The 17,714-nt window shown below is 67.9% G+C and carries 22 protein-coding genes; 9 read left to right on the forward strand and 13 right to left on the reverse strand.

Going from position 1 to position 17,714, the window contains the following annotated elements; translation table 11 throughout:
* Positions 1–54 precede the first annotated feature (54 nt).
* On the forward strand, positions 55–489 hold the full coding sequence (locus ACIA49_RS13975) for a hypothetical protein (RefSeq protein ID WP_396377514.1): 435 nt from the start codon (positions 55–57) through the stop codon (positions 487–489).
* Here ACIA49_RS13975 and ACIA49_RS13980 read toward each other — a convergent pair.
* Positions 476–1,462: a carbohydrate kinase family protein gene (locus tag ACIA49_RS13980; protein WP_396377515.1), complete on the reverse strand. Its 987-nt coding sequence runs from the start codon at positions 1,460–1,462 to the stop codon at positions 476–478. The genes ACIA49_RS13975 and ACIA49_RS13980 overlap by 14 nt on opposite strands.
* 133 nt (positions 1,463–1,595) lie before the next feature.
* Here ACIA49_RS13980 and ACIA49_RS13985 point away from each other — a divergent pair, with 133 nt between their 5' ends.
* Genes ACIA49_RS13985 through ACIA49_RS14005 form a run of 5 tightly spaced genes read left to right on the forward strand, consistent with a single transcriptional unit; the run spans position 1,596 to position 5,360 of the window.
* Complete coding sequence (locus ACIA49_RS13985) at positions 1,596–2,189, forward strand: O-methyltransferase (RefSeq protein ID WP_396377844.1); 594 nt, start codon at positions 1,596–1,598, stop codon at positions 2,187–2,189.
* On the forward strand, positions 2,186–2,827 hold the full coding sequence (locus tag ACIA49_RS13990) for an ATP-binding cassette domain-containing protein (protein ID WP_396377516.1): 642 nt from the start codon (positions 2,186–2,188) through the stop codon (positions 2,825–2,827). Before ACIA49_RS13985 ends, ACIA49_RS13990 begins: the two co-directional genes overlap by 4 nt.
* Positions 2,824–4,401, forward strand: a complete 1,578-nt coding sequence (locus ACIA49_RS13995) for a DUF6297 family protein (RefSeq protein WP_396377517.1) — start codon at positions 2,824–2,826, stop codon at positions 4,399–4,401. The genes ACIA49_RS13990 and ACIA49_RS13995 overlap by 4 nt, the downstream gene beginning before the upstream one ends.
* Before the next feature lie 51 nt (positions 4,402–4,452).
* Entirely contained in the window at positions 4,453–4,803 is a 351-nt protein-coding gene (locus tag ACIA49_RS14000) for a PadR family transcriptional regulator (RefSeq protein ID WP_396377518.1), read from the forward strand.
* A complete protein-coding gene (locus tag ACIA49_RS14005; protein ID WP_396377519.1) occupies positions 4,800–5,360 on the forward strand; it encodes an HAAS signaling domain-containing protein in 561 nt (186 codons plus the stop codon). Before ACIA49_RS14000 ends, ACIA49_RS14005 begins: the two co-directional genes overlap by 4 nt.
* Here the strand turns inward: ACIA49_RS14005 and ACIA49_RS14010 are convergent.
* Together ACIA49_RS14010 and ACIA49_RS14015 are read right to left on the reverse strand one after the other, a co-directional pair.
* Entirely contained in the window at positions 5,352–6,389 is a 1,038-nt protein-coding gene (locus tag ACIA49_RS14010; RefSeq protein WP_396377520.1) for an LLM class flavin-dependent oxidoreductase, read from the reverse strand. The two genes, ACIA49_RS14005 and ACIA49_RS14010, sit on opposite strands and share 9 nt — an antisense overlap.
* Positions 6,390–6,432: 43 nt before the next feature.
* A complete protein-coding gene (locus ACIA49_RS14015; RefSeq protein WP_396377521.1) occupies positions 6,433–7,005 on the reverse strand; it encodes a TetR/AcrR family transcriptional regulator in 573 nt (190 codons plus the stop codon).
* 78 nt (positions 7,006–7,083) lie between these two features.
* Between ACIA49_RS14015 and ACIA49_RS14020 the strand changes: the two genes are divergently transcribed.
* Positions 7,084–7,959 (forward strand): aldo/keto reductase, encoded by an 876-nt coding sequence (locus ACIA49_RS14020; RefSeq protein WP_396377522.1) that lies wholly within the window; start codon positions 7,084–7,086, stop codon positions 7,957–7,959.
* Here ACIA49_RS14020 and ACIA49_RS14025 read toward each other — a convergent pair.
* The 7 genes from ACIA49_RS14025 to glnA all read right to left on the reverse strand — a co-directional run bounded on the left by ACIA49_RS14025 (position 7,956) and on the right by glnA (position 13,179).
* Positions 7,956–8,387 (reverse strand): hypothetical protein, encoded by a 432-nt coding sequence (locus ACIA49_RS14025; RefSeq protein WP_396377523.1) that lies wholly within the window; start codon positions 8,385–8,387, stop codon positions 7,956–7,958. The genes ACIA49_RS14020 and ACIA49_RS14025 overlap by 4 nt on opposite strands.
* Before the next feature lie 8 nt (positions 8,388–8,395).
* A complete protein-coding gene (locus tag ACIA49_RS14030; RefSeq protein WP_396377524.1) occupies positions 8,396–8,893 on the reverse strand; it encodes a DUF1990 family protein in 498 nt (165 codons plus the stop codon).
* 49 nt (positions 8,894–8,942) lie between these two features.
* Positions 8,943–9,356, reverse strand: coding sequence for an NUDIX domain-containing protein (locus ACIA49_RS14035; protein WP_396377525.1), 414 nt, complete (start codon positions 9,354–9,356; stop codon positions 8,943–8,945).
* Positions 9,353–9,709 carry a YciI family protein gene (locus ACIA49_RS14040; protein WP_396377526.1) on the reverse strand — a complete coding sequence of 119 codons (357 nt, stop codon included), beginning with the start codon at positions 9,707–9,709 and terminating at the stop codon, positions 9,353–9,355. Before ACIA49_RS14040 ends, ACIA49_RS14035 begins: the two co-directional genes overlap by 4 nt.
* 107 nt (positions 9,710–9,816) lie before the next feature.
* Complete coding sequence (locus ACIA49_RS14045) at positions 9,817–10,605, reverse strand: maleylpyruvate isomerase family mycothiol-dependent enzyme (RefSeq protein ID WP_396377527.1); 789 nt, start codon at positions 10,603–10,605, stop codon at positions 9,817–9,819.
* Positions 10,606–10,880: 275 nt separating this feature from the next.
* Positions 10,881–11,657 carry a methyltransferase domain-containing protein gene (locus ACIA49_RS14050; RefSeq protein ID WP_396377528.1) on the reverse strand — a complete coding sequence of 259 codons (777 nt, stop codon included), beginning with the start codon at positions 11,655–11,657 and terminating at the stop codon, positions 10,881–10,883.
* A 97-nt stretch (positions 11,658–11,754) separates the two neighbouring features.
* Positions 11,755–13,179, reverse strand: coding sequence for a type I glutamate--ammonia ligase (gene glnA / locus ACIA49_RS14055; protein WP_396377529.1), 1,425 nt, complete (start codon positions 13,177–13,179; stop codon positions 11,755–11,757).
* Positions 13,180–13,370: 191 nt separating this feature from the next.
* On the opposite strand from glnA, the gene ACIA49_RS14060 reads away from it, so the two are divergent.
* Positions 13,371–13,841 carry an RDD family protein gene (locus tag ACIA49_RS14060; protein WP_396377530.1) on the forward strand — a complete coding sequence of 157 codons (471 nt, stop codon included), beginning with the start codon at positions 13,371–13,373 and terminating at the stop codon, positions 13,839–13,841.
* 421 nt (positions 13,842–14,262) lie between these two features.
* Here the strand turns inward: ACIA49_RS14060 and ACIA49_RS14065 are convergent, their stop codons facing one another.
* Entirely contained in the window at positions 14,263–15,543 is a 1,281-nt protein-coding gene (locus ACIA49_RS14065; protein ID WP_396377531.1) for a class I SAM-dependent methyltransferase, read from the reverse strand.
* A 204-nt stretch (positions 15,544–15,747) separates the two neighbouring features.
* Here ACIA49_RS14065 and ACIA49_RS14070 point away from each other — a divergent pair, with 204 nt between their 5' ends.
* Positions 15,748–15,960, forward strand: a complete 213-nt coding sequence (locus tag ACIA49_RS14070) for a hypothetical protein (RefSeq protein WP_396377533.1) — start codon at positions 15,748–15,750, stop codon at positions 15,958–15,960.
* Between the two features lie 57 nt (positions 15,961–16,017).
* Here the strand turns inward: ACIA49_RS14070 and ACIA49_RS14075 are convergent, their stop codons facing one another.
* Both ACIA49_RS14075 and lipA read right to left on the reverse strand, forming a co-directional pair.
* A complete protein-coding gene (locus ACIA49_RS14075; protein WP_396377534.1) occupies positions 16,018–16,713 on the reverse strand; it encodes a DUF4191 domain-containing protein in 696 nt (231 codons plus the stop codon).
* Positions 16,714–16,730: 17 nt separating this feature from the next.
* Entirely contained in the window at positions 16,731–17,669 is a 939-nt protein-coding gene (lipA, locus tag ACIA49_RS14080; RefSeq protein WP_396377535.1) for a lipoyl synthase, read from the reverse strand.
* Between the last annotated feature and the right edge of the window lie 45 nt (positions 17,670–17,714).

Below are 17,714 nucleotides of genomic sequence, written 5' to 3' on the forward strand. Positions count from 1 at the left end.
CCGTTTGCTGTCAGCCCGCGGTGGAGGGAGGCGCGGGCGGACAGACTGCTGTGCATGGGTCACACACGGTTGTCAGCAGTCCTTCTCGCCGGTTTGCTGCTGGCGGGCTGTGGCGGTCAGGGGACGCTGCAGAGCCGACCGGGCGCGCAGTCGCCGACGCCCTCGGCGAGCCGGACGCCCACGCCGACTCCTACTCCCACGGCGGCTCCGACGCCCACGCCGGTGGGCTGTAGCGGGGTGCTCAAGAACGGGCAGCTGACGATGTCCGGTGCGGGCGGCATCTTTGTCAGCGACGGCGGGATCAGCTGCGGCGATGGTGTGGTCATCGGGTACGAACGAATGTGGACTGCCGTGCGGTTCTCCTACGGCGCGCGGCAGGTCACCCTCGGTCCGAAGAAGTCAGCGAACTTCGCGGGCTACCGGATCAGGGTCGGGGTCGCCAACAGTCGGCAGGCGACCTTCACGCTGGAGAGGGTCAAGCAGATTTGATCGCCCCGGAGGCCGCGGCGGTGTCGGCGGCGTCGGCGCCGTACGCGTTCGACATCCGCTCGAGGAACTTGGCGCGGTCCAGGGTGTACTCCTGGGTGCCGACCGTCTCCAGGACGGTGGTGGCCAGGGTGCAGCCGATCTGGGCCGAGACCTCGTGCTCGAGACCGGCCGCGCGGCCGGTCAGGTAGCCCGCGCGGAACGCGTCGCCGCCGCCGGTCGGGTCGACCAGGCCCGGTGCGGGGACCGCGGGGACCTTGGTGATGATGCCTTCGGAGTTCTCGATCACGACGCCGTCGCCGCCGTGCGTGGTGACGCGGACGCCGACCTTGCCGAGGATCTCGTCGTGGCTCCAGCCGGTCTTCTGCACCATCAGGCCGGCTTCGTACTCGTTGCTGAACAGGTACGTCGCACCGTCGATCAGGCGCTGGATGTCCGCGCCGTCCATCCGGGCCAGCTGCTGGGACGGGTCGGCGGCGACCGCGATCCCGTGCTGCTTGGCCAGCTCGGTGTGCTTGACCATGCCCTCGGGGTCGTCGGCACCGATCAGCACCAGGTCGATCCCACCGCTGGCCGCGTGGATCGCGCCCAGGTCGAGCTCGCGGGACTCGGCCATCGCACCGGTGTAGAACGAGGCGATCTGGTTGGCGTCCAGGTCCGTCGTACAGGTGAACCGGGCGGTGTGTACGTTCGCACAGATGCGCACGTGGGAGACGTCCACGCCGGCGTCGGCGAGCGCCGCGCCGTACTCGGTGAAGTCCGCGCCGACCGAGCCGACGAGCAGCGACGGCTGCCCGAGCTGCGCCATCCCGTAGCAGATGTTCGCGGCGACCCCGCCGCGGTGCACGACCAGTTCGTCGACCAGGAACGACAAGGAGACCTTGTGCATCTGCTCCTCGAGGAACTGGTCCTTGAACCGGCCCGGGAACGTCATCAGGATGTCGGTCGCAATCGATCCGGCGACGGCGATCTGCATACGGGTGTGCTCCTCGGGTGGGGTGCTTGTTCGGCGTTCGGGCAACCCATAGAGACTACAGGCGACCGTCTTAATACATGGAGGGGTACTGATGGGCTCACAAGTTCAGGTAACCGACGACTTGCACGCTTACATGGTGGCGAACGGCACACCGCTGGACGAGATCGCCTCCGCACTGGTTGCCGAGACGCAGGAGCTCGGTGACGTCTCCGAAATGCTGACGACGCCGGACCAGGCCGGCCTGCTGACCACGCTCACCCAGCTGATCTCGGCGCGGCGGGCGGTCGAGATCGGGACCTTCACCGGCTTCTCCGCGCTGGCGATCGCGCGCGGCCTGCCGGCCGACGGGCAGCTGATCTGCCTGGACGCCAGCGAGGAGTGGACGGCGATCGGCCGCCGCTACTGGGAGCGGGCCGGGGTGTCGAACAAGATCGAGCTGCGGATCGGTGACGGGCACGCGCTCGCGGCCGAGCTGGACGGTTCGTTCGACCTGGCCTTCGTCGACGCCGACAAGCCCGGGTACATCGACTACTTCGAGAAGCTGCTGCCGCTGATCCGGCCGAACGGCGTACTGCTGTTCGACAACACGCTCGCCGGCGGCCGGGTGGCCGACCCGGACGGTCCGAGCGACCGCAAGGAGTTCAACGCGCACATCGCCAAGGACGAGCGGGTCGACGTGACGATCCTCGGGATCGGCGACGGACTGACCCTGGTCCGCAAGAAGTGAGCAAGGCGACGCCGCGGCTGGCGATCAAGGACCTGCAGCACAAGTACGGCGACCGGCCGGTGATCGAGGGGCTGACCTTCACCCTGCGCGCCGGTCAGGCGATCGCGCTCGTCGGGCCGAACGGGGCCGGCAAGACCACCGTGCTCAAGTGCATCGTCGGCGCGGCCGAACCCGCGGCGGGCACCATCCTGCTCGACGGTCAGCCGATCGACGAACGGTCCGAGGTCGTCCGCCGCGACGTCGCGACCCTGCTCGATGACCTCGACTTCTTCCCCGACCTGACCGCGGCCGAGCATCTCGACCTGCTCGCGCGCGCCCACGGCAACGCGACGCCGGAGGACCTGGTCGACACACTGCTGCACGACATCGGTCTGCTCCCGGCCGCCGACCAGCTTCCGGGCTCGTTGTCGTCCGGTCAGCGGCGTCGGCTCGCGCTGGCGACCGCACTGGTGCGTCCGCGCAAGCTGATGGTTCTGGACGAGCCCGAGGCCCGGCTGGACGTCGAGGGCGTGAAGTGGTTGTCGGAGCGGCTGATCGAAGAGAAGAAGGCCGGTACGTCGATCCTCTTCGCCAGCCACGAGCCGTCCCTCGTCGAGGCGGTGGCCGACTCCGTCGTCACGTTAACTCCCCTCCCATGAGCGAACCAGTCACTTTCGATCCGGCCGACTTCGGCGCGATCCCCAGTCCGCGTGCGTTGCGGAAATGGATGGCCGAGACGCGGCGGAAGCATGCGGACCGCACGTTCGGGCAGCTGTTCGAGGACGTCTACCTGGTCATCTTCACGCTCGCCATGCTCGGTGCGACGGGCGGGAACGTCGTCAAGCACCTGAACGCCGACATGACCACGTGCGACTCCCTGCACTGCATGCGGCTGTGGCAGGTACTGCCGTACATCCTGGTTCCGTTGCTGGTGGCAACCACCTTGCGGGTGCTGTCGAGTATCGGTCCGGTCTCCGCCTCGAGAGCGACGGGTTTCTGGCTTCTCGGTACGCCGGTCAACCGGAGCGCGATGCTGCGTCCGACGTACTGGAAAGCTGTTGCCGGTACGGCGGTAGTCGGTGGAGTCGTGTCGACGGCGGCGTGGGCTGTACTGGGCTCGCCGTTCACGTCGCTGGCTGAGGTGTCGGTCGTGACGACCGCGCTGATGGTGTGCGCGGCGTGTGTGACGGTGTGGGCGCAGGAGAGTGAGCGGCGTGGGTGGTGGACGTTGCGGGTCGCCGACCTGTTGCTGGTTGCTGCGGTGATTCCGGCGGTGTGGCTTGCCGTGGAGCGGTTCCGGGACCCGGTGAACATCCAGACGGCTGATGTCCTCATCGCGTGGGGCTACCCGACCACTGGCGTGAACAATGAGCACTGGTACGGCATCGAGCCAGCGTGGCTGAATCCGCAGGACATCCGGCTGCTGGTGATCTGCACAGTGGCGCTGGTGGTCGTCGTCGCCCTGGTGCTGTTGACCGCTCGAACGCTTGGGCGGCTGAGTCGGACGAGTGTGATCGCTGGTGGAGAACTACTGACCGGGCTGGCGGGTGCGGCGAGCAGTTTGGATCCGAGCATGCTGGCCGATGTCGTCTCCGGGCGGCACTGGCGGCTGGCGGGTCGGGCGCGGACGCGGCGGGGGAGAGGGTCGCATGGTGGGGCGCTGATCCAGCGTGAGTTCGTGCGGATCCTGCGCTGGCCGCGGCGGTTGGTGATCGGGTTCGCATTGCTGGTGGTGCCTTATGCGGTCGCGGGAGCCGGCTTCGATCCGTTGGTTCCGATCGCCGCTGGGTTCGCCGGGTTCGCGGCGATCCGGCCGTTGATGGACGGACTGCGGACGGTGTGCCGGTCCAAGGGATTGGTGCGAGCGCTCGGCTACGACCTGCGTGAGTTGCGCGTGCTGATGGCGGTTGCGCCGGGGCTCATCACGATCGTCTGGGCGGCCGCGGCGTACCCGGTGATCGGTAGCGGCGCCTCGACGTTCGCCATCGGGGCCGGTGTGATCGCGGGTGCGGTCCGGCAGGCCTCGGCCCGGCCCCCGTCGTACAGCGGGCCGTTGGTCGCCTCGCCGATGGGTGCGATCCCGCCGGGGTTGTTCTCGCAGCCGATGCGTGGGTTCGACGTGCTGCTGATCTGTCTCGCGCCGGTGCTGCTCGGGCTGAGCTCGATGTGGGTGCTGGCGATCCCGGGCTTCATCCTCGCCGTGATGTTCGCCGTCCGGCCGAAGACCGACTGAGGCCGACCCCTGGGGTTGTTAGCTTTGGCGTTGACAGGTACCTTGTTTCGCATGGTAGCGGAGAAGGCCTTCACCCAGCTGCGGCGCGGGACGCTGGAGTTCTGCGTCCTGGCGCTGCTGCAGGGGGAGGAGCGGTACGGGTTCGACCTGGTCAAGGAGCTCGGCGAGATCGACGGGATGGTCACCACCGAAGGCACGATCTACCCGCTGCTGGCACGACTGCGGCGGGAAGGTCTGGTGGAGACCAGTTGGCGTGAGTCCGAGTCCGGTCCGCCGCGCCGCTACTACCGGTCCACGGCCGAGGGCGGTCAGGCGCTGGCCGACTTCACCGCCGACTGGGAGCGATTCCGGACGTCTGTCGACGACATCCTGCGGCGGGGCAACGAGGGGACGAAGAAATGAGCGTGGACCGGCTGATCGCGGCGTACGTGAGCGACCTGGTGCTGGCGGCCGAGCCGTTGCCCGAGGAACGCCGTACCGACTTGATGGTCGACGTCACGGCGCACATCGCCGAGGCGCGGGCGGCCGGAGCCACGTCGGAGGACGACGTCCGGCGGATGCTCAAGCAGTTGGGCGAACCTCGCGACATCGTCGCCGCCGCGTCGGATGGGCTGGTGCTGGTCGAACCCCAGCCCGCCGCACCGCCGCAGCCGCGCTTTCGCGGGCGCGAGATCGCCGTCTTCTTCCTGTTGCCGTTCGGTGTCTACATCTTCTTGGTCGGCTGGTTCGCCGGGCTGTACCTGCTGTGGACCTCGGATCGGTGGACAGACCGCGAGAAGTGGCTGGCGACGTTCATCACGCCGTTCGGGTACGCGTCGGTGCAGGCGTTCGCGACCGTGGATCTCGGCTACACGCTGCCGGGGTATCTGGGTGTGCCGGCTGCTGTCGCGCTGCTTGCGGCTCCGGTGGTGATGGTGGTCGTCCTGGCGCGGAACGGGCGGCCGGGGCGGTCAGCGTAGTAGTGGTAGCAGTTGGTCGCCGATGCGGATGGTCTCCTCGCGGTACGGCGTATCGGACAGGATGAAGGTCGTGATGCCGAGGTCCTGGTACTTCTTCAGGGACTTCGCGACGTCTTCGGCCGAGCCGACGAGCCACGTCGTACCGGCGCCGCCACCGCCGTACTTGCCGGGGGCTGTGTAGAGGTTGTCGTCGAGGACGTCACCGCGGGCCGCGAGGTCGATCAGCCGCTGCTGGCCGACCGCCTTGAACCAGCGGTGGTCACGGTCGCCGGCGTTCTCGGCCATCGTCGCGACCTTGGCTTCGGCGTCGGCCCAGGCCTGCTCGGTGGTATCGCGGACGAGTGTGGTGATGCGCAGGCCGAACTCGAGCGGCTTGTGTTCACGGCCGAGCTCGTTCTGCAGTTCGTTGAGACGGCTGATGCGGGCCGCGATACCGTCGAGCGGCTCACCCCAGAACAACTGCACGTCCGCGTCGGTTGCTGCGACTCGCTGCGCCGCGTCGGATGCACCACCGAAGTACAGCTTGGGCGGTACGACGGGACGCGTGGCGACCGTGGAGTCGGTCACCTGGAAGTACTCGCCGGTGAACGTGACGTTCTCCTCGGTCCATAACCGGCGTACCAGTTGGAGGAACTCCTTGGTGCGGGCGTAGCGCTGGGCCTGGTCACCCTCGGAATCGCCGTACGCCTTCAGGTTGTCCTGGCCGGAGACGATGTTGACCAGCAGGCGTCCACCACTCAGCTGATCGAGCGTGCCGGCTGCGGACGCGAAGTGCGCCGGCCGCCAGTAGCCCGGCCTGATCGCGACCAGCGGCCGGAAGGTCGTCGTACGGGCTGCAAGTGCGGCTGTCACCGTGAAGGTGTCGGGGCGGCCCCAGCCAGTGCCAAGGAGCGCGCCGCTCCAGCCGTGCTGCTCGGTCAGCGTAGCCAGCTCGGTCAGCCGGTCGAGGCTGTTGTGGCCGCTGGTTGCGTCGTCACCCCGGTGTCCGGGCTCGACCTGGTTCGGGATGTACCACAGGAACTCCGCCATACTGCTCAGCCTAAGTCGAGTGATGCGGTCGACTTAGGGCGTCTCAAGGAGTGAGGCGAAGGCCGTTGATGATGAGGACGAGGAGTCGTCGGGCCTGTTCGTGCTGCTCGTCTGGTGCGGCCGCGACCGCGGCGCCGAGCATGGCGGCGACGACATCATCTGGTGGGATGCCGTGTCGGAAGGTGCCTGCCTTTTCGCCGGCGGTGAGGAAGTGGCCGATCGCGGCGGCGACCCGGGTGCGGGTCTCCGACTGGGTGATGGCGCCCGATGCGACCAGCGTGCGCAGGCTGTCGCCCATCGCGCGCTTGGAGTCGATGAAGTCGAGGTAGCTGCCCATCCAGGCCAGCAGCCCGGCATCAGCGGGACCCTGTGCGGCCAGCTCGGGAGCTTCATCGCAGAGGCGGGTCAGCTCCTGCTGGTAGACCGCCTGGAGGAGCGCCTCGCGGGTGGGGAAGTGCCGGTACAGCGTCGCGATTCCCACGCCGGCCCGCGCCGCGACCTGGTCGAGCGACAGGCGCGTCGGCTCGCCCTTGCGCGCCGCCTTGGCGAGATCCGCCAGTTCGCCGACCGCCGCGGCCACCACCTGCTCACGCTTCCGCGCCGCATCCGCCCGCATAAGTGGAGAAACCTCCAGTTAGTGTTATCGTCGTCGTAAGTGGAGAAAACTCCACTTTACCCCTTCGGAGGAGTCTGGATGAGTACGACGCAGCGACCCGGCGGCACTCTCGAGCTGGCCGGTCACGAGATCGCCCGGCTCGGGTACGGCGCCATGCAGTTGGAGAAGGTGGACCGGGCCGCGGCAACCGCCGTACTGCGGCGTGCTGTCGAGCTCGGTGTGAATCACCTGGACACGGCATCGTTCTACGGCGACGCGGTCGTGAACGACCACATCCGCGCGGCGTTGGCGCCGTACTCGGATGATCTCGTGATCGTCAGCAAGGTGGGCGCGCAACGCGTGGACGCTCCGGTGCCGCTGGCGCTTGCCCAGCGGCCGGATGAATTGCGCGCGCAGGTTCAGCTCGACCTCGCCACTCTCGGCCTTGAGCAGATCGCCGTCGTCAACCTCCGCCGCGCCGACCAAGGTCCTGGGTTGATCGCTCGCGGCGACGACGTCGTACCGATCGATGATCAGTTGGCTGAGCTCATCGCCCTCCGCGACGAAGGGCTGATCGGTGCGATTGGCCTCAGCAACGTCAGTACGGCGCAGATTGAGCACGCCCTTCCCGTTGGGCTTGCCTGCGTCCAGAACGCTTACGGGCTGTTGGATCGCACCCACGAAGACGAACTGGCGCTCTGCGCTGACCACGGCATCGCCTGGGTCCCCTACTTCCCGCTGGGCTCGGCGTTCTCCCAATTCCCGTCGCCTACGGATCACCCCGTCGTACAAGGCCTGGCTGCCGAGTACGCCACCACGCCGGCCGCGTTGACCCTCGCCTGGCTCCTGGCCCACGACCCTTGCGTCGCGCCGATCCCCGGTACCCGCAGCTTGGAGCACTTGGAAGAAAACCTCGCCGCAGCTGCCGTTTCCTTAACTGCTGAAGACCTCAAGGAGCTGGATGCCCTGGCTTAGTCGAACCAGTTGAAGACGACATCCCCGAGCCGCCAGACCCGATGGTGGGCGATGTCCTTGCGCTCGGGCTCCGTCAACTGCGCGAGGTCCGAGTCGGTGAATCCGCCTTCAAGCTGCGTGACGCTAGCGACCGCAAACCCCGCTTCGCCGAATGCGTCAGGCCCGGGTACGTCGCGAAACTCCGCATTCAGTCGGCTGTCGGCGTCGTACACCGCTCCCACCAAGCGCAGTGGCACGTTCAGTCGCAGTTGCAGTAGACCTTCGCAGTCGACCGCGTAGTAGTTCTGTCCCACAGTCGGAGGAAGCGCCGTCCCACTCACCCGCCAGCCCGCGTCTCGCGCGACCCTGTGCACGACACCCATCCACTCGCGCGCACACTCCGCATCCACCACCGGCAACGTGCACCCGCCGGCCAACGGAAGCTGCACCACCCTGATCAACTCCCACCGAGTGCACGAAGGTATCGCTGGCGGTAGAGGGGTTGGGCGAGGCGGGCCAGGGGATAGGCAGCCCGCCATCTCCCGGCCGCGGGCCGGCTGAGGGACCGAATGGTCAACCACACCGAGTCGTCGGTACGGCGTTCCACGACGAAGGCCTCTTCGCCGCTGATCGGATGACCAACCAGCGTGCTGTACGCGAAGCCCACGCGATCCGGTTCGTTGACCACGGCAACAACCTCAACCGGCTCGTGGATCCGGAATGGTCCTAGGTGGGCAACAATCCAGTACCTGTTGCCCACAGCAACCGGCCGATCATCCGCAACCGAGAACCCACTGCGCGTCTTCACACCCCACCGAAGAACCTCCCGCGCCGCAAACTCCCAAACCCCCGACCCATAACCAACCAACGCCGCACGCTCAGACCCCTCACCACCCAACGTCCGCCCGCCACCCTCATACGTCAGCCTTAGCTCGCCCAACGCCGTACCGGCCATGCCCCCATCATCCCGCCATGAGGGGTGTCGCCTCCATGCAGTCCCTTGTTTAGGGCCGGAGGTCGGGGAACTGCCGGAGGGCTTCGCTCACGAGCGGCGAGAACACGGCCTCGTCGGCTGCCGTCGCAAGCACCACGCCTCGAACGTCTTCCGCCGCAATGTCCAGCACGACTGGGCCTTCGACCTTCACACGCGAGATCAGGCCCGCGTGGGTCAAGTCGATCGGGCGGCCGGAGGAATCCCGGCCGACCCGAATCTCGAAGCGGGCGGTTTCCAGCACGTGGGTGAGCTCCACGCCGCACTCTTCCCACAGCTCGCGCCGAAGCGTGGCGTCCGTGGACTCACCACGCTCCGGGGTGCCACCCGGGAGGTCGAGCAGGCCGTCGTACGGGCCTCGTGCTTTGCGTACCAGCACGAGACGCCCGGCCTGCCGCCATACCCCATAGATGCCGAAATGCGTCACGCTTTGGGTTGTGGTTTGAAGCGGCGGACTTCGTGCGGCCAGCCGCAGGCCTCGGCGACTTTGCCGGCCCAGAACTTGGCCGTCTCGTCGTCGGGGACGCTCACCAGGGCGAAGCCGCCCAGGAACTCCTTGGTCTCCACGTAGGGCCCGTCGGTGATCAGTACCTCGTCGCCGGTCGGGTCGGCGTGGTAGACCGGCCCGTCCTCCTCTTCCAGCCCACCGGCGAACACGTAGACGCCGGCCTCCTTCATCTCCTCCGTGACCGCTCGGGCGAGCGGGCCGCGGCCGCGGAACCACTCCTCGGTGTGGTCGCCCACCCACTGCTGGTTGAAGTAGATGAGGTACTCAGGCATGGCTGCTCCCTAGGCTTGAGCGGACCCGTCGTCCGCCGCTACCTACGCTACGAACACCATCCGCCGGTTTCGACAACCTACCGGCAGACAATTTGGTGCCGCTTGGTTCAGCCGTCGACGTGGGGCGTGCTTTCGATCCACTGGTCGACCAGGGCGGCGTCGCCGGTGACGGTGAGGCCGGGAGCTTCGGCCAGCGGGAGGCGGCGAGTCAGGGCGAGCAAGAGGGACTGTGCCGGGCCGGACAGCGTCACGTCGGCCTGCTCGGTCGCGGCGCGCCAGACGGCACCGTCCGGGCGGCGTTCGATCAGCCAGGCGCCACTGTCGTCCGTGGCCTGCAGTTGCAGCTTCTCGCCCGCGCCCCGGATGGCCTGAGCGGACTCGGGGCGCCGCATCTCCCACGTCGCGGAGGTCAGCATCGCCAGGTGGTTGCTGATCAGCTCGGCCGCGACATCCGGTTCGACCTCAACCGAGCGCCCCGCCGCGTTGGCTGCGTCGAAGCCGTGCACGACCGCCTCATTGAGCATGCTGGCCAACCAGAACTGCGTCCCGGTCCGCCCATCCTGCGCGGCGTTGAAGACCGGCGCGTCGATCGCGTCGTCCGAGCACGCGCTGGTGATCCGCAGCGCACCCTGCTCCAGCCACGCCGCCCATTCACCAGCATCAGTCGGCAGTACGGCAAGCTCCGTGGGCAACTGAGCCGGGTCGGTGATCCGCCGCTCGATAATCTCCGCAACCCAGTTCTGCGTCTGCCCCACATGCTCCACCAGTTCGGTGACAGTCCACTTAGGAGCAGTCGGTACGGCGGCCCCCGGGCCGGCCGCTTGGGCCGACTCCGCCAGGCGCCTGGTGTGCTCGACAATCGCCTGACGGGCGCGCTCCGCGCTCAACTCACTCATCAATCTTCCTCTCACGCAAGGGCCACGTAGCCCCCACCCTCCCCGACCGCGACACTCCAGTCATCACCAAATCTGGTGACCTTGCTCCTTCCCCCGCGCCAGCTACTCCCGCTCCTTCGTCGCGTGCTCCGCAGCCGCCCCACCCACCCCCAGCCGTACGCGCTACCGCGCGGACCTGCGGGCTACCGCCCCCACGTGACCACTCGCGGCCCGGCCGACGCCGTACAGAAAGGTGGAGGCAGGGTGACCGGAGTGGCCGACCGGACGTGACGGTGTCAAAGACTGCTATCCCTTGCCAAGGCCTTGGTCGCGATGACTGTGTAGTTCTCGGCGTCGGGGTTGAACGTGTTGCTGACAGTGCGTAATCCGACGGACTGCAACTCGTCTTCGAGTTGGTCGTGCCGGTACGGCCAGCTCGAGAGCAGTTCGGAGCGAACGCGAACCGGACCAGTCGCATCAACCTGCGCGATCGCGATTTCGATGTGGTGCTCGTCCGCCCACTGCGGTGCGATGTCCCAGCGGTAGATGACGACGGCGTCGTGACCGTTCCGGCGGACGAGTCGGTCGCTGATGTCCAGCCGGGAGCCTCTGGACCTCACGAGTTCCCAGTTACGCGAGGTGAGGACCAAGTGCCCGCCGCGGCGTAGCAGGCGTGACATCGACGCTAGCGCGGCAGCCCTACCGCTCGCGCCTTGCGCGTGGTGCAGCGAGTTGCCGACGCAGAACACCGCGTCGAAGGTGGCGTCACCGAAATGGTCGGGCAACTCCTGCCAGTCGGCTCGCAGGGTCCGGACAGACGCACCGCACTCCTCGGCCAGCTCCGCCGTACGGCGAACCATCGCTGCACTGGCGTCGGTCGCGACAACCTCCATGCCACGACCGGCGAGGCCCACCGCCAACTGACCGGTACCGCACGAACAATCGAGGACCCGAGCGTTCGACGGCACAAGACTGAGGGCGTCGTCGAACGCTGCGGCGAACTCGGCCGGGGGCAGCTTCGCATCCGAGATGAGCCACTCGTACACCTCGGCCAGTGAGTCATAACTCGTCAAAAGGTCCTCCTCCGTCATGCGGCAGGTTACCCAGACCGACGCGAAAACGGCGGCCAACCTTGGGAGGTTGACCGCCGTCTCAGGCGCTACGGGTGGATCACACGTCGTAGTAGAGCTCGAACTCGTGGGGGTGCGGGCGGAGCTGGATGGGGGCGATCTCCTGGGTGCGCTTGAGGTCGATCCAGGTCTCGATCAGGTCCTCGGTGAAGACGTCGCCTTCGAGGAGGAAGGCGTGGTCGGCCTCGAGGGCGTCGATGACGGCCGGGAGGGAGGTGGGGACCTGGGCGATGCCCTCGTGCTCCTCCGGGGGGAGCTCGTAGAGGTCCTTGTCGACCGGGTCGGCCGGCTCGATCTTGTTGCGGATGCCGTCGAGGCCGGCCAGGAGCTGGGCGGCGAAGGCCAGGTATGGGTTGGCCGACGGGTCGGGGCAGCGGAACTCGATGCGCTTGGCCTTGGGGTTGGAGCCGGTGATCGGGATCCGGATGCAGGCCGAGCGGTTACGCGAGGAGTAGACCAGGTTGACCGGGGCCTCGAAGCCGGGGACCAGGCGGTGGTAGGAGTTCACCGTCGGGTTGGTGAAGGCCAGCAGGGAGGGGGCGTGCTTGAGCAGGCCGCCGATGTACCAGCGGGCGGTGTCGGACAGGCCGCCGTACCCGGACTCGTCGTAGAACAGCGGGTCGCCGTTGCTCCACAGGGACTGGTGGCAGTGCATGCCCGAGCCGTTGTCGCCGAAGATCGGCTTCGGCATGAAGGTCGCGGTCTTGCCGGCCTGCCAGGCGGTGTTCTTGACGATGTACTTGAACTTCATCACGTCGTCGGCCGCCTGCAGCAGCTCGCCGAAGCGGTAGTTGATCTCGGCCTGGCCGGCGGTGCCGACCTCGTGGTGGGCGCGCTCGACGGTGAGGCCGGACCGCTCCAGGGCCAGCGTGATGTCGTCGCGCAGCTCGCCGAAGTGGTCGGTCGGTGCGACCGGGAAGTAGCCACCCTTGTAGCGGACCTTGTAGCCGCGGTTGCCGCCGTCCTCGACGCGGCCGGTGTTCCAGGCGCCGGCGATCGAGTCGATGGAGTAGTGCGAGGAGTTCGCCTTGGTCTCGAAGCGGACGTCGTCGAAGACGTAGAACTCGGCCTCGGGGGCGAAGAACGCGGTGTCCGCGATGCCGGTCGACTTCAGGTACTCCTGCGCCTTGCGGGCGATGTTGCGCGGGTCGCGCGAGTACGCCTCACCGGTCAGCGGGTCGTGCACGAAGAAGTTGACCACCAGCGTCTTGGCGCTGCGGAACTCGTCGATGAAGGCGCTGGTCGGGTCCGGCAGCAGCTTCATGTCGGACTCGTGGATCTGCTGGAAACCGCGGACCGACGAACCGTCGAACGCCAGGCCGTCTTCGAAGACCTCCGGACCGAACGACGACACCGGGACGGTGAAGTGCTGCATGATGCCCGGCAGGTCGCAGAACCGGACGTCGACGATCTCGACGCCCTCGTCCTTGACGTAGGCGAGCAGCTCCTCAGCGCTGGAAAACATACGTACTCCTCGGGGTGGCTCAGAGATTACAGCTGAACGTAGGGCCTGCCGATTACTCGGCCATGACCTCAATGTTTCGCGGATGTTACGCCCAGCGTGTCCGCGCTGACCCACTGGTGTACGGCGGTGACGCCCTGAGATCTTCCGGACCGCTGACCGGACCGTCTCGGGGCTTCCGTAGGCTAGCCATCATGGCATCATCGGCCCAGCCGGGCACAGGACCCTCCGGAGAGTTCCGTTTTCCGGGCAACCGGCTCGGCCTGCCCGAGGCCGGCCCGGGCTCGGCCGCGGGCTGGGGCCGCCGCATCGTGGCGCTGCTGCTGGACTGGCTGATCGCCGGTCTGATCGCGTCCGCGGTGACCGGCAAACCGATCTGGGCCGGTGGCAACGACTTCAGTACGGCGCAACTGGTCACGTTCTTCGGGATGAGCGCGATCCTGGGCGGACTGGCCGGCGGCACGATCGGTCACCGTGCGCTCGGTCTGCGCGTGCTGAGCCTCAAGGCCGGACCGAACTCCACCGGGTACGGCGCTCAGGTGGGACTCCTCGGCGGCGTGATCCGCGCCGTACTGCTGTGTCTGGTTCTCCCGGCCGTCGTGTTCGACCGCGACCACCGAGGACTCCACGACCGCGCGGCGAACACGATCGTCGTACGGCGCTGATCTGGCAGTTCCCTGCCACCTCACACCCAGTGAACTTCCGCCGCGCCAGGATCGGTGTCGTGAACCTCGCTGTGACCCGAACCGCCGTACTCGCCGCAGGACTGCTGATGCTGGCTGCCTGTGGCTCGTCGGGGGAGCAGGCCACGACCCCCAGCGCGAGTGTTCCCACGGCGTCGGCGACGCCACCCTCCACGCTGTCGCCGACGCCCACACCTACTGCCACAGCGGCAACGGCCAGCTCGGCCCCGGCTGCCTGGTCACCTTCAAGCCCGGCGGAGTCGCCACGCGCTGCGGTACCAACCTGCCCTCGCAGGCCAAGGACCCGCGCGGGCTCACCCTGCGCGTCCCCTACGTCGGGATGAGCCGTGCGATCCTCGACATGCACAAGGTCTAGCCGGAAACAATTGCCGGCGGCAAGTAGTTAGCGGCGGGTGAAGCGCAGCTGGACGTCGTCCAGGTACTTGGTGCGGAAGCCGGCCTCGGAGTAGGCGAGGTAGAACTCCCACATCCGGCGGAAGGTGCCGTCGAAGCCGAGCTCGGCGATGGCCGGCCACTGGTCGATGAAGCGGTTGCGCCAGATCCGCAGGGTGCGGGCGTAGTCGCCGCCGAGGTGCAGCAGGACCTCGGTCTGCAGTCCCGTGTGCTCACGGGTGACGTCCTCGATCACCTTGACCGACGGGATCAGGCCGCCGGGGAAGATGTACTTCTGCACCCAGGTGAAGGTGTTGCGGGTGGCCAGCATCCGCTCGTGCGGCATCACGATCGCCTGGACGACGGCGACCCCGCCCGGCGCGAGTCGCCGTTCGATCGCGTCGAAGTAGACCGGCCAGTACTTCTCGCCGACCGCCTCGATCATCTCCACACTCAGTACGGCGTCGAACTCGCCGATCTGATCGCGGTAGTCCCGCAAGGCCACCTGCACGCGGTCACCCACGCCCGCGTCGGCGATCCGTCGCTGCGCGAGCAGTGCCTGCTGGGACGCGATGGTGATCGCGGTGACCCAGGCGCCGCGCTGCGCCGCGCGGATCGCGAGACTCGCCCAGCCGCAGCCGATGTCGAGCACCCGGGACCCGGAGACCACGCCGGCGGCGTCCAGGATCGCGTCGAGCTTGTTCAGCTGCGCCTGCGTGAGTTCGTCGTACGACGCCTCGCCGAGCCCGGCCATCGGATCGGGGGTGCCGAAGTAGGCGGCCGAGTACGTCAGCGTGGAGTCGAGGAACTCCGAGAACATCGCGTTGCTGAGGTCGTAGTGCCGGCTGATGTTCTCGCGGGCACCGGCGCGGTCGTTCTCCTGCTCGCCGGGCTGGGTGCGCGTCACCAGCCAGCGCAGCGACTGCGCCCACTTCGGCAGCAGGTGCCGGGTCTCCTCGTTGCTGAACCGCTCGGCGAACGGCACCAGCAGGTCGGCCAGGTCGGTCCCGGGCTCGGGGTCCCAGTCGCCGGCCAGGTAGGCCTCGCCGAAGCCGGAGCCGGCGTCCTGCCCGAGCCGGTCCAGGAAGGCGGCGCTGCGGTGCACCCGCATCGCCGGGCCGCCCAGGCCGTAGGACTTGTTGTCGAGGTGGATGGTCGCGGGCAGGTCCTTGGCGATCAGACGGATCGCGGCGAGCGCGCCCACCCGGCGTACCGGGTTCGACCGCGGCCTGGCCAGCGTCGGCCACGTCTCGGCGACCGGCTGGTGCACCGCCGGCATCAGATCCGTCATGACTTTCTACCTCACCCCTAGAACCGTCCTGGCCGCACTCTATGGCCGATTGCCTCCCGGCCGCTGCGACACGAGGCACAGAGAAACCCCACGCCTAGTCAAACGCCCCTGAAGCCCATCGGTTACCCGGACCTTTTCTGGTTCAGACCGGAGACCCTGGGTACTGGCAAGCTGACTGAAACAAGCGATTGAAAGGAGAGGTCAGTGCGAAAGCTCATGATCGGTGGTGCCCTGGTGGCAGCCCTCAGTGCCGTCGCCGTGGTCCCCGCCAGCGCTTACTCGGAGTATCCGGAGACGTTCCTGCAGTACAGCGAGTGCGCCTACGTCCGGGATCAGATCATCGACAGCCAGACCGGCGCGGAGTGCGTCTGGGTCGACGCGCCCGAGTGGCGCTACCACCTGTACATCTACGGGTGACAGAGCTCGGCCCCTGCTCACCTGGGGTGGGCAGGGGCCGTCTTGTGTTCTCGGGGGTCAGCGGCCCTTCATGGCCTGCCGGGCGCCCTTCATGCTCGTCGGCACTGGGCCCTTCGGCATCGGGACCTGCGGGCGGACGGCGTCGAGCGCCTTCAGCCGCTGGAGCAGGTCGGTGATCTCCGACGGCTGCAGCGCGGCCGGGAGCTTCATCACGTGCTTGGTCAGCTTGCGGATGTCGATCTCGTCCTCGCCCTGACCGGCGATCAGCGTGATCACCGGTGCGCCGCCGGCGACCCGGGTGTGCTTCTTGCCCTCGGCCGAGAGCAGGTTCTTCACCCGGCTCGGCTGGCCCTCGCCGACCAGGACGATGCCCGGCCGGCCGACGACGCGGTGCACGATGTCGGCGTTCTTGGTGACCGCGACCGCGGGCGTCACGTTCCAGCCGCGGCGCAGCGTCTGCAGTGCCGACGCGGCCGCGCCGGTCTGGCCCTCGATCTGGCTGTACGCCGCCTTCTCGACCTTGCGGCCGAAGACGATCGTGGCGGCCAGGAAGCCGAGCGCGACACCGAGCGGGATCCAGACCAGCAGCGGCCCGACCAGGAACCCGCCCAGGACCGCGAGCGCGACGATGCCGAGGAAGATCCCGGCGAGTACCAGGCCGACCGTGGGGTCGGACTTCTTGGTCAACTGGTACGCCGACCGGATCTGCTGGAGCCGGCTGGTCTTCTCTTCGGGCGCGTCGTTCTTGGCCATCTCTACCTTGTCCTGATCTAAGCCTGCGGGACGTTCATACGTGACTCAATGGCCTGACGGTACAGCCGTCCGGCGCGGTACGACGACCGTACCAGCGGACCGGACAACGCACCGGCGAATCCGATCTCCTCGGCCTCGGTCTGCAGCTCCACGAACTCCTCCGGCCGGACCCACCGCTCGACCGGGTGGTGCCGCACCGAGGGGCGCAGGTACTGGGTGATCGTGATGATCTCGCAGCCCGCCGCGTGCAGGTCCTTGAGCGCCTGGCTGACCTCGTCGCGGGTCTCGCCCATGCCGAGGATCAGGTTCGACTTGGTCACCAGACCGTAGTCGCGGGCCTGGGTGATGACGTCGAGCGAGCGCTCGTAGCGGAAGCCGGGCCGGATCCGGCGGAAGATCCGCGGCACGGTCTCGACGTTGTGCGCGAACACCTCGGGCCGCGAGGAGAACACCTCGGCGAGCTGCTCCGGTACGGCGTTGAAGTCCGGCGCGAGCATCTCGACCCCGGTGCCGGGGTTGAGCTCGTGGATCTGGCGGATGGTCTCGGCGTACAGCCAGGCGCCGCCGTCCTCGAGGTCGTCGCGGGCGACACCGGTCACGGTCGCGTAGCGCAGACCCATGGTCCGCACCGACTCGGCGACCCGGCGCGGTTCGTCGCGATCCAGGTCCTCCGGCTTGCCGGTGTCGATCTGGCAGAAGTCGCAGCGGCGGGTGCACTGGTCGCCACCGATGAGGAACGTGGCCTCCCGGTCCTCCCAGCACTCGAAGATGTTCGGGCAGCCGGCTTCCTGACAGACTGTGTGCAGCTGTTCGGATTTCACCAGCTTCGACAGGGCCTGGTACTCCGGGCCCATCTTGGCGCGGGTCTTGATCCACTCGGGTTTGCGCTCGATCGGGGTCTCCGCGTTGCGCACCTCGAGCCTGAGCAGTTTCCGTCCTTCAGGGGCGATCGTCACAGCCCCCAGAGTACGCGCCCGCCGTCAGGGCTCACTCACCCGTAC

The sequence above is a fragment of the Kribbella sp. NPDC051587 genome, from assembly GCF_044453945.1.
In the GTDB taxonomy this organism is placed as follows: Bacteria; Actinomycetota; Actinomycetes; order Propionibacteriales; family Kribbellaceae; genus Kribbella.

What these genes read in the sequence shown, in the direction of transcription:
- ACIA49_RS13975 (WP_396377514.1), top strand. Translation starts at nt 55, where the DNA reads ATGGGTCACACACGGTTGTCAGCAGTCCTTCTCGCCGGTTTGCTGCTG.
- ACIA49_RS13980 (WP_396377515.1), bottom strand. Translation starts at nt 1,462, where the DNA reads ATGCAGATCGCCGTCGCCGGATCGATTGCGACCGACATCCTGATGACG.
- ACIA49_RS13985 (WP_396377844.1), top strand. Translation starts at nt 1,596, where the DNA reads ATGGTGGCGAACGGCACACCGCTGGACGAGATCGCCTCCGCACTGGTT.
- ACIA49_RS13995 (WP_396377517.1), top strand. Translation starts at nt 2,824, where the DNA reads ATGAGCGAACCAGTCACTTTCGATCCGGCCGACTTCGGCGCGATCCCC.
- ACIA49_RS14000 (WP_396377518.1), top strand. Translation starts at nt 4,453, where the DNA reads ATGGTAGCGGAGAAGGCCTTCACCCAGCTGCGGCGCGGGACGCTGGAG.
- ACIA49_RS14005 (WP_396377519.1), top strand. Translation starts at nt 4,800, where the DNA reads ATGAGCGTGGACCGGCTGATCGCGGCGTACGTGAGCGACCTGGTGCTG.
- ACIA49_RS14010 (WP_396377520.1), bottom strand. Translation starts at nt 6,389, where the DNA reads ATGGCGGAGTTCCTGTGGTACATCCCGAACCAGGTCGAGCCCGGACAC.
- ACIA49_RS14015 (WP_396377521.1), bottom strand. Translation starts at nt 7,005, where the DNA reads ATGCGGGCGGATGCGGCGCGGAAGCGTGAGCAGGTGGTGGCCGCGGCG.
- ACIA49_RS14020 (WP_396377522.1), top strand. Translation starts at nt 7,084, where the DNA reads ATGAGTACGACGCAGCGACCCGGCGGCACTCTCGAGCTGGCCGGTCAC.
- ACIA49_RS14030 (WP_396377524.1), bottom strand. Translation starts at nt 8,893, where the DNA reads ATGGCCGGTACGGCGTTGGGCGAGCTAAGGCTGACGTATGAGGGTGGC.
- ACIA49_RS14040 (WP_396377526.1), bottom strand. Translation starts at nt 9,709, where the DNA reads ATGCCTGAGTACCTCATCTACTTCAACCAGCAGTGGGTGGGCGACCAC.
- ACIA49_RS14045 (WP_396377527.1), bottom strand. Translation starts at nt 10,605, where the DNA reads ATGAGTGAGTTGAGCGCGGAGCGCGCCCGTCAGGCGATTGTCGAGCAC.
- glnA (WP_396377529.1), bottom strand. Translation starts at nt 13,179, where the DNA reads ATGTTTTCCAGCGCTGAGGAGCTGCTCGCCTACGTCAAGGACGAGGGC.
- ACIA49_RS14060 (WP_396377530.1), top strand. Translation starts at nt 13,371, where the DNA reads ATGGCATCATCGGCCCAGCCGGGCACAGGACCCTCCGGAGAGTTCCGT.
- ACIA49_RS14065 (WP_396377531.1), bottom strand. Translation starts at nt 15,543, where the DNA reads ATGACGGATCTGATGCCGGCGGTGCACCAGCCGGTCGCCGAGACGTGG.
- ACIA49_RS14075 (WP_396377534.1), bottom strand. Translation starts at nt 16,713, where the DNA reads ATGGCCAAGAACGACGCGCCCGAAGAGAAGACCAGCCGGCTCCAGCAG.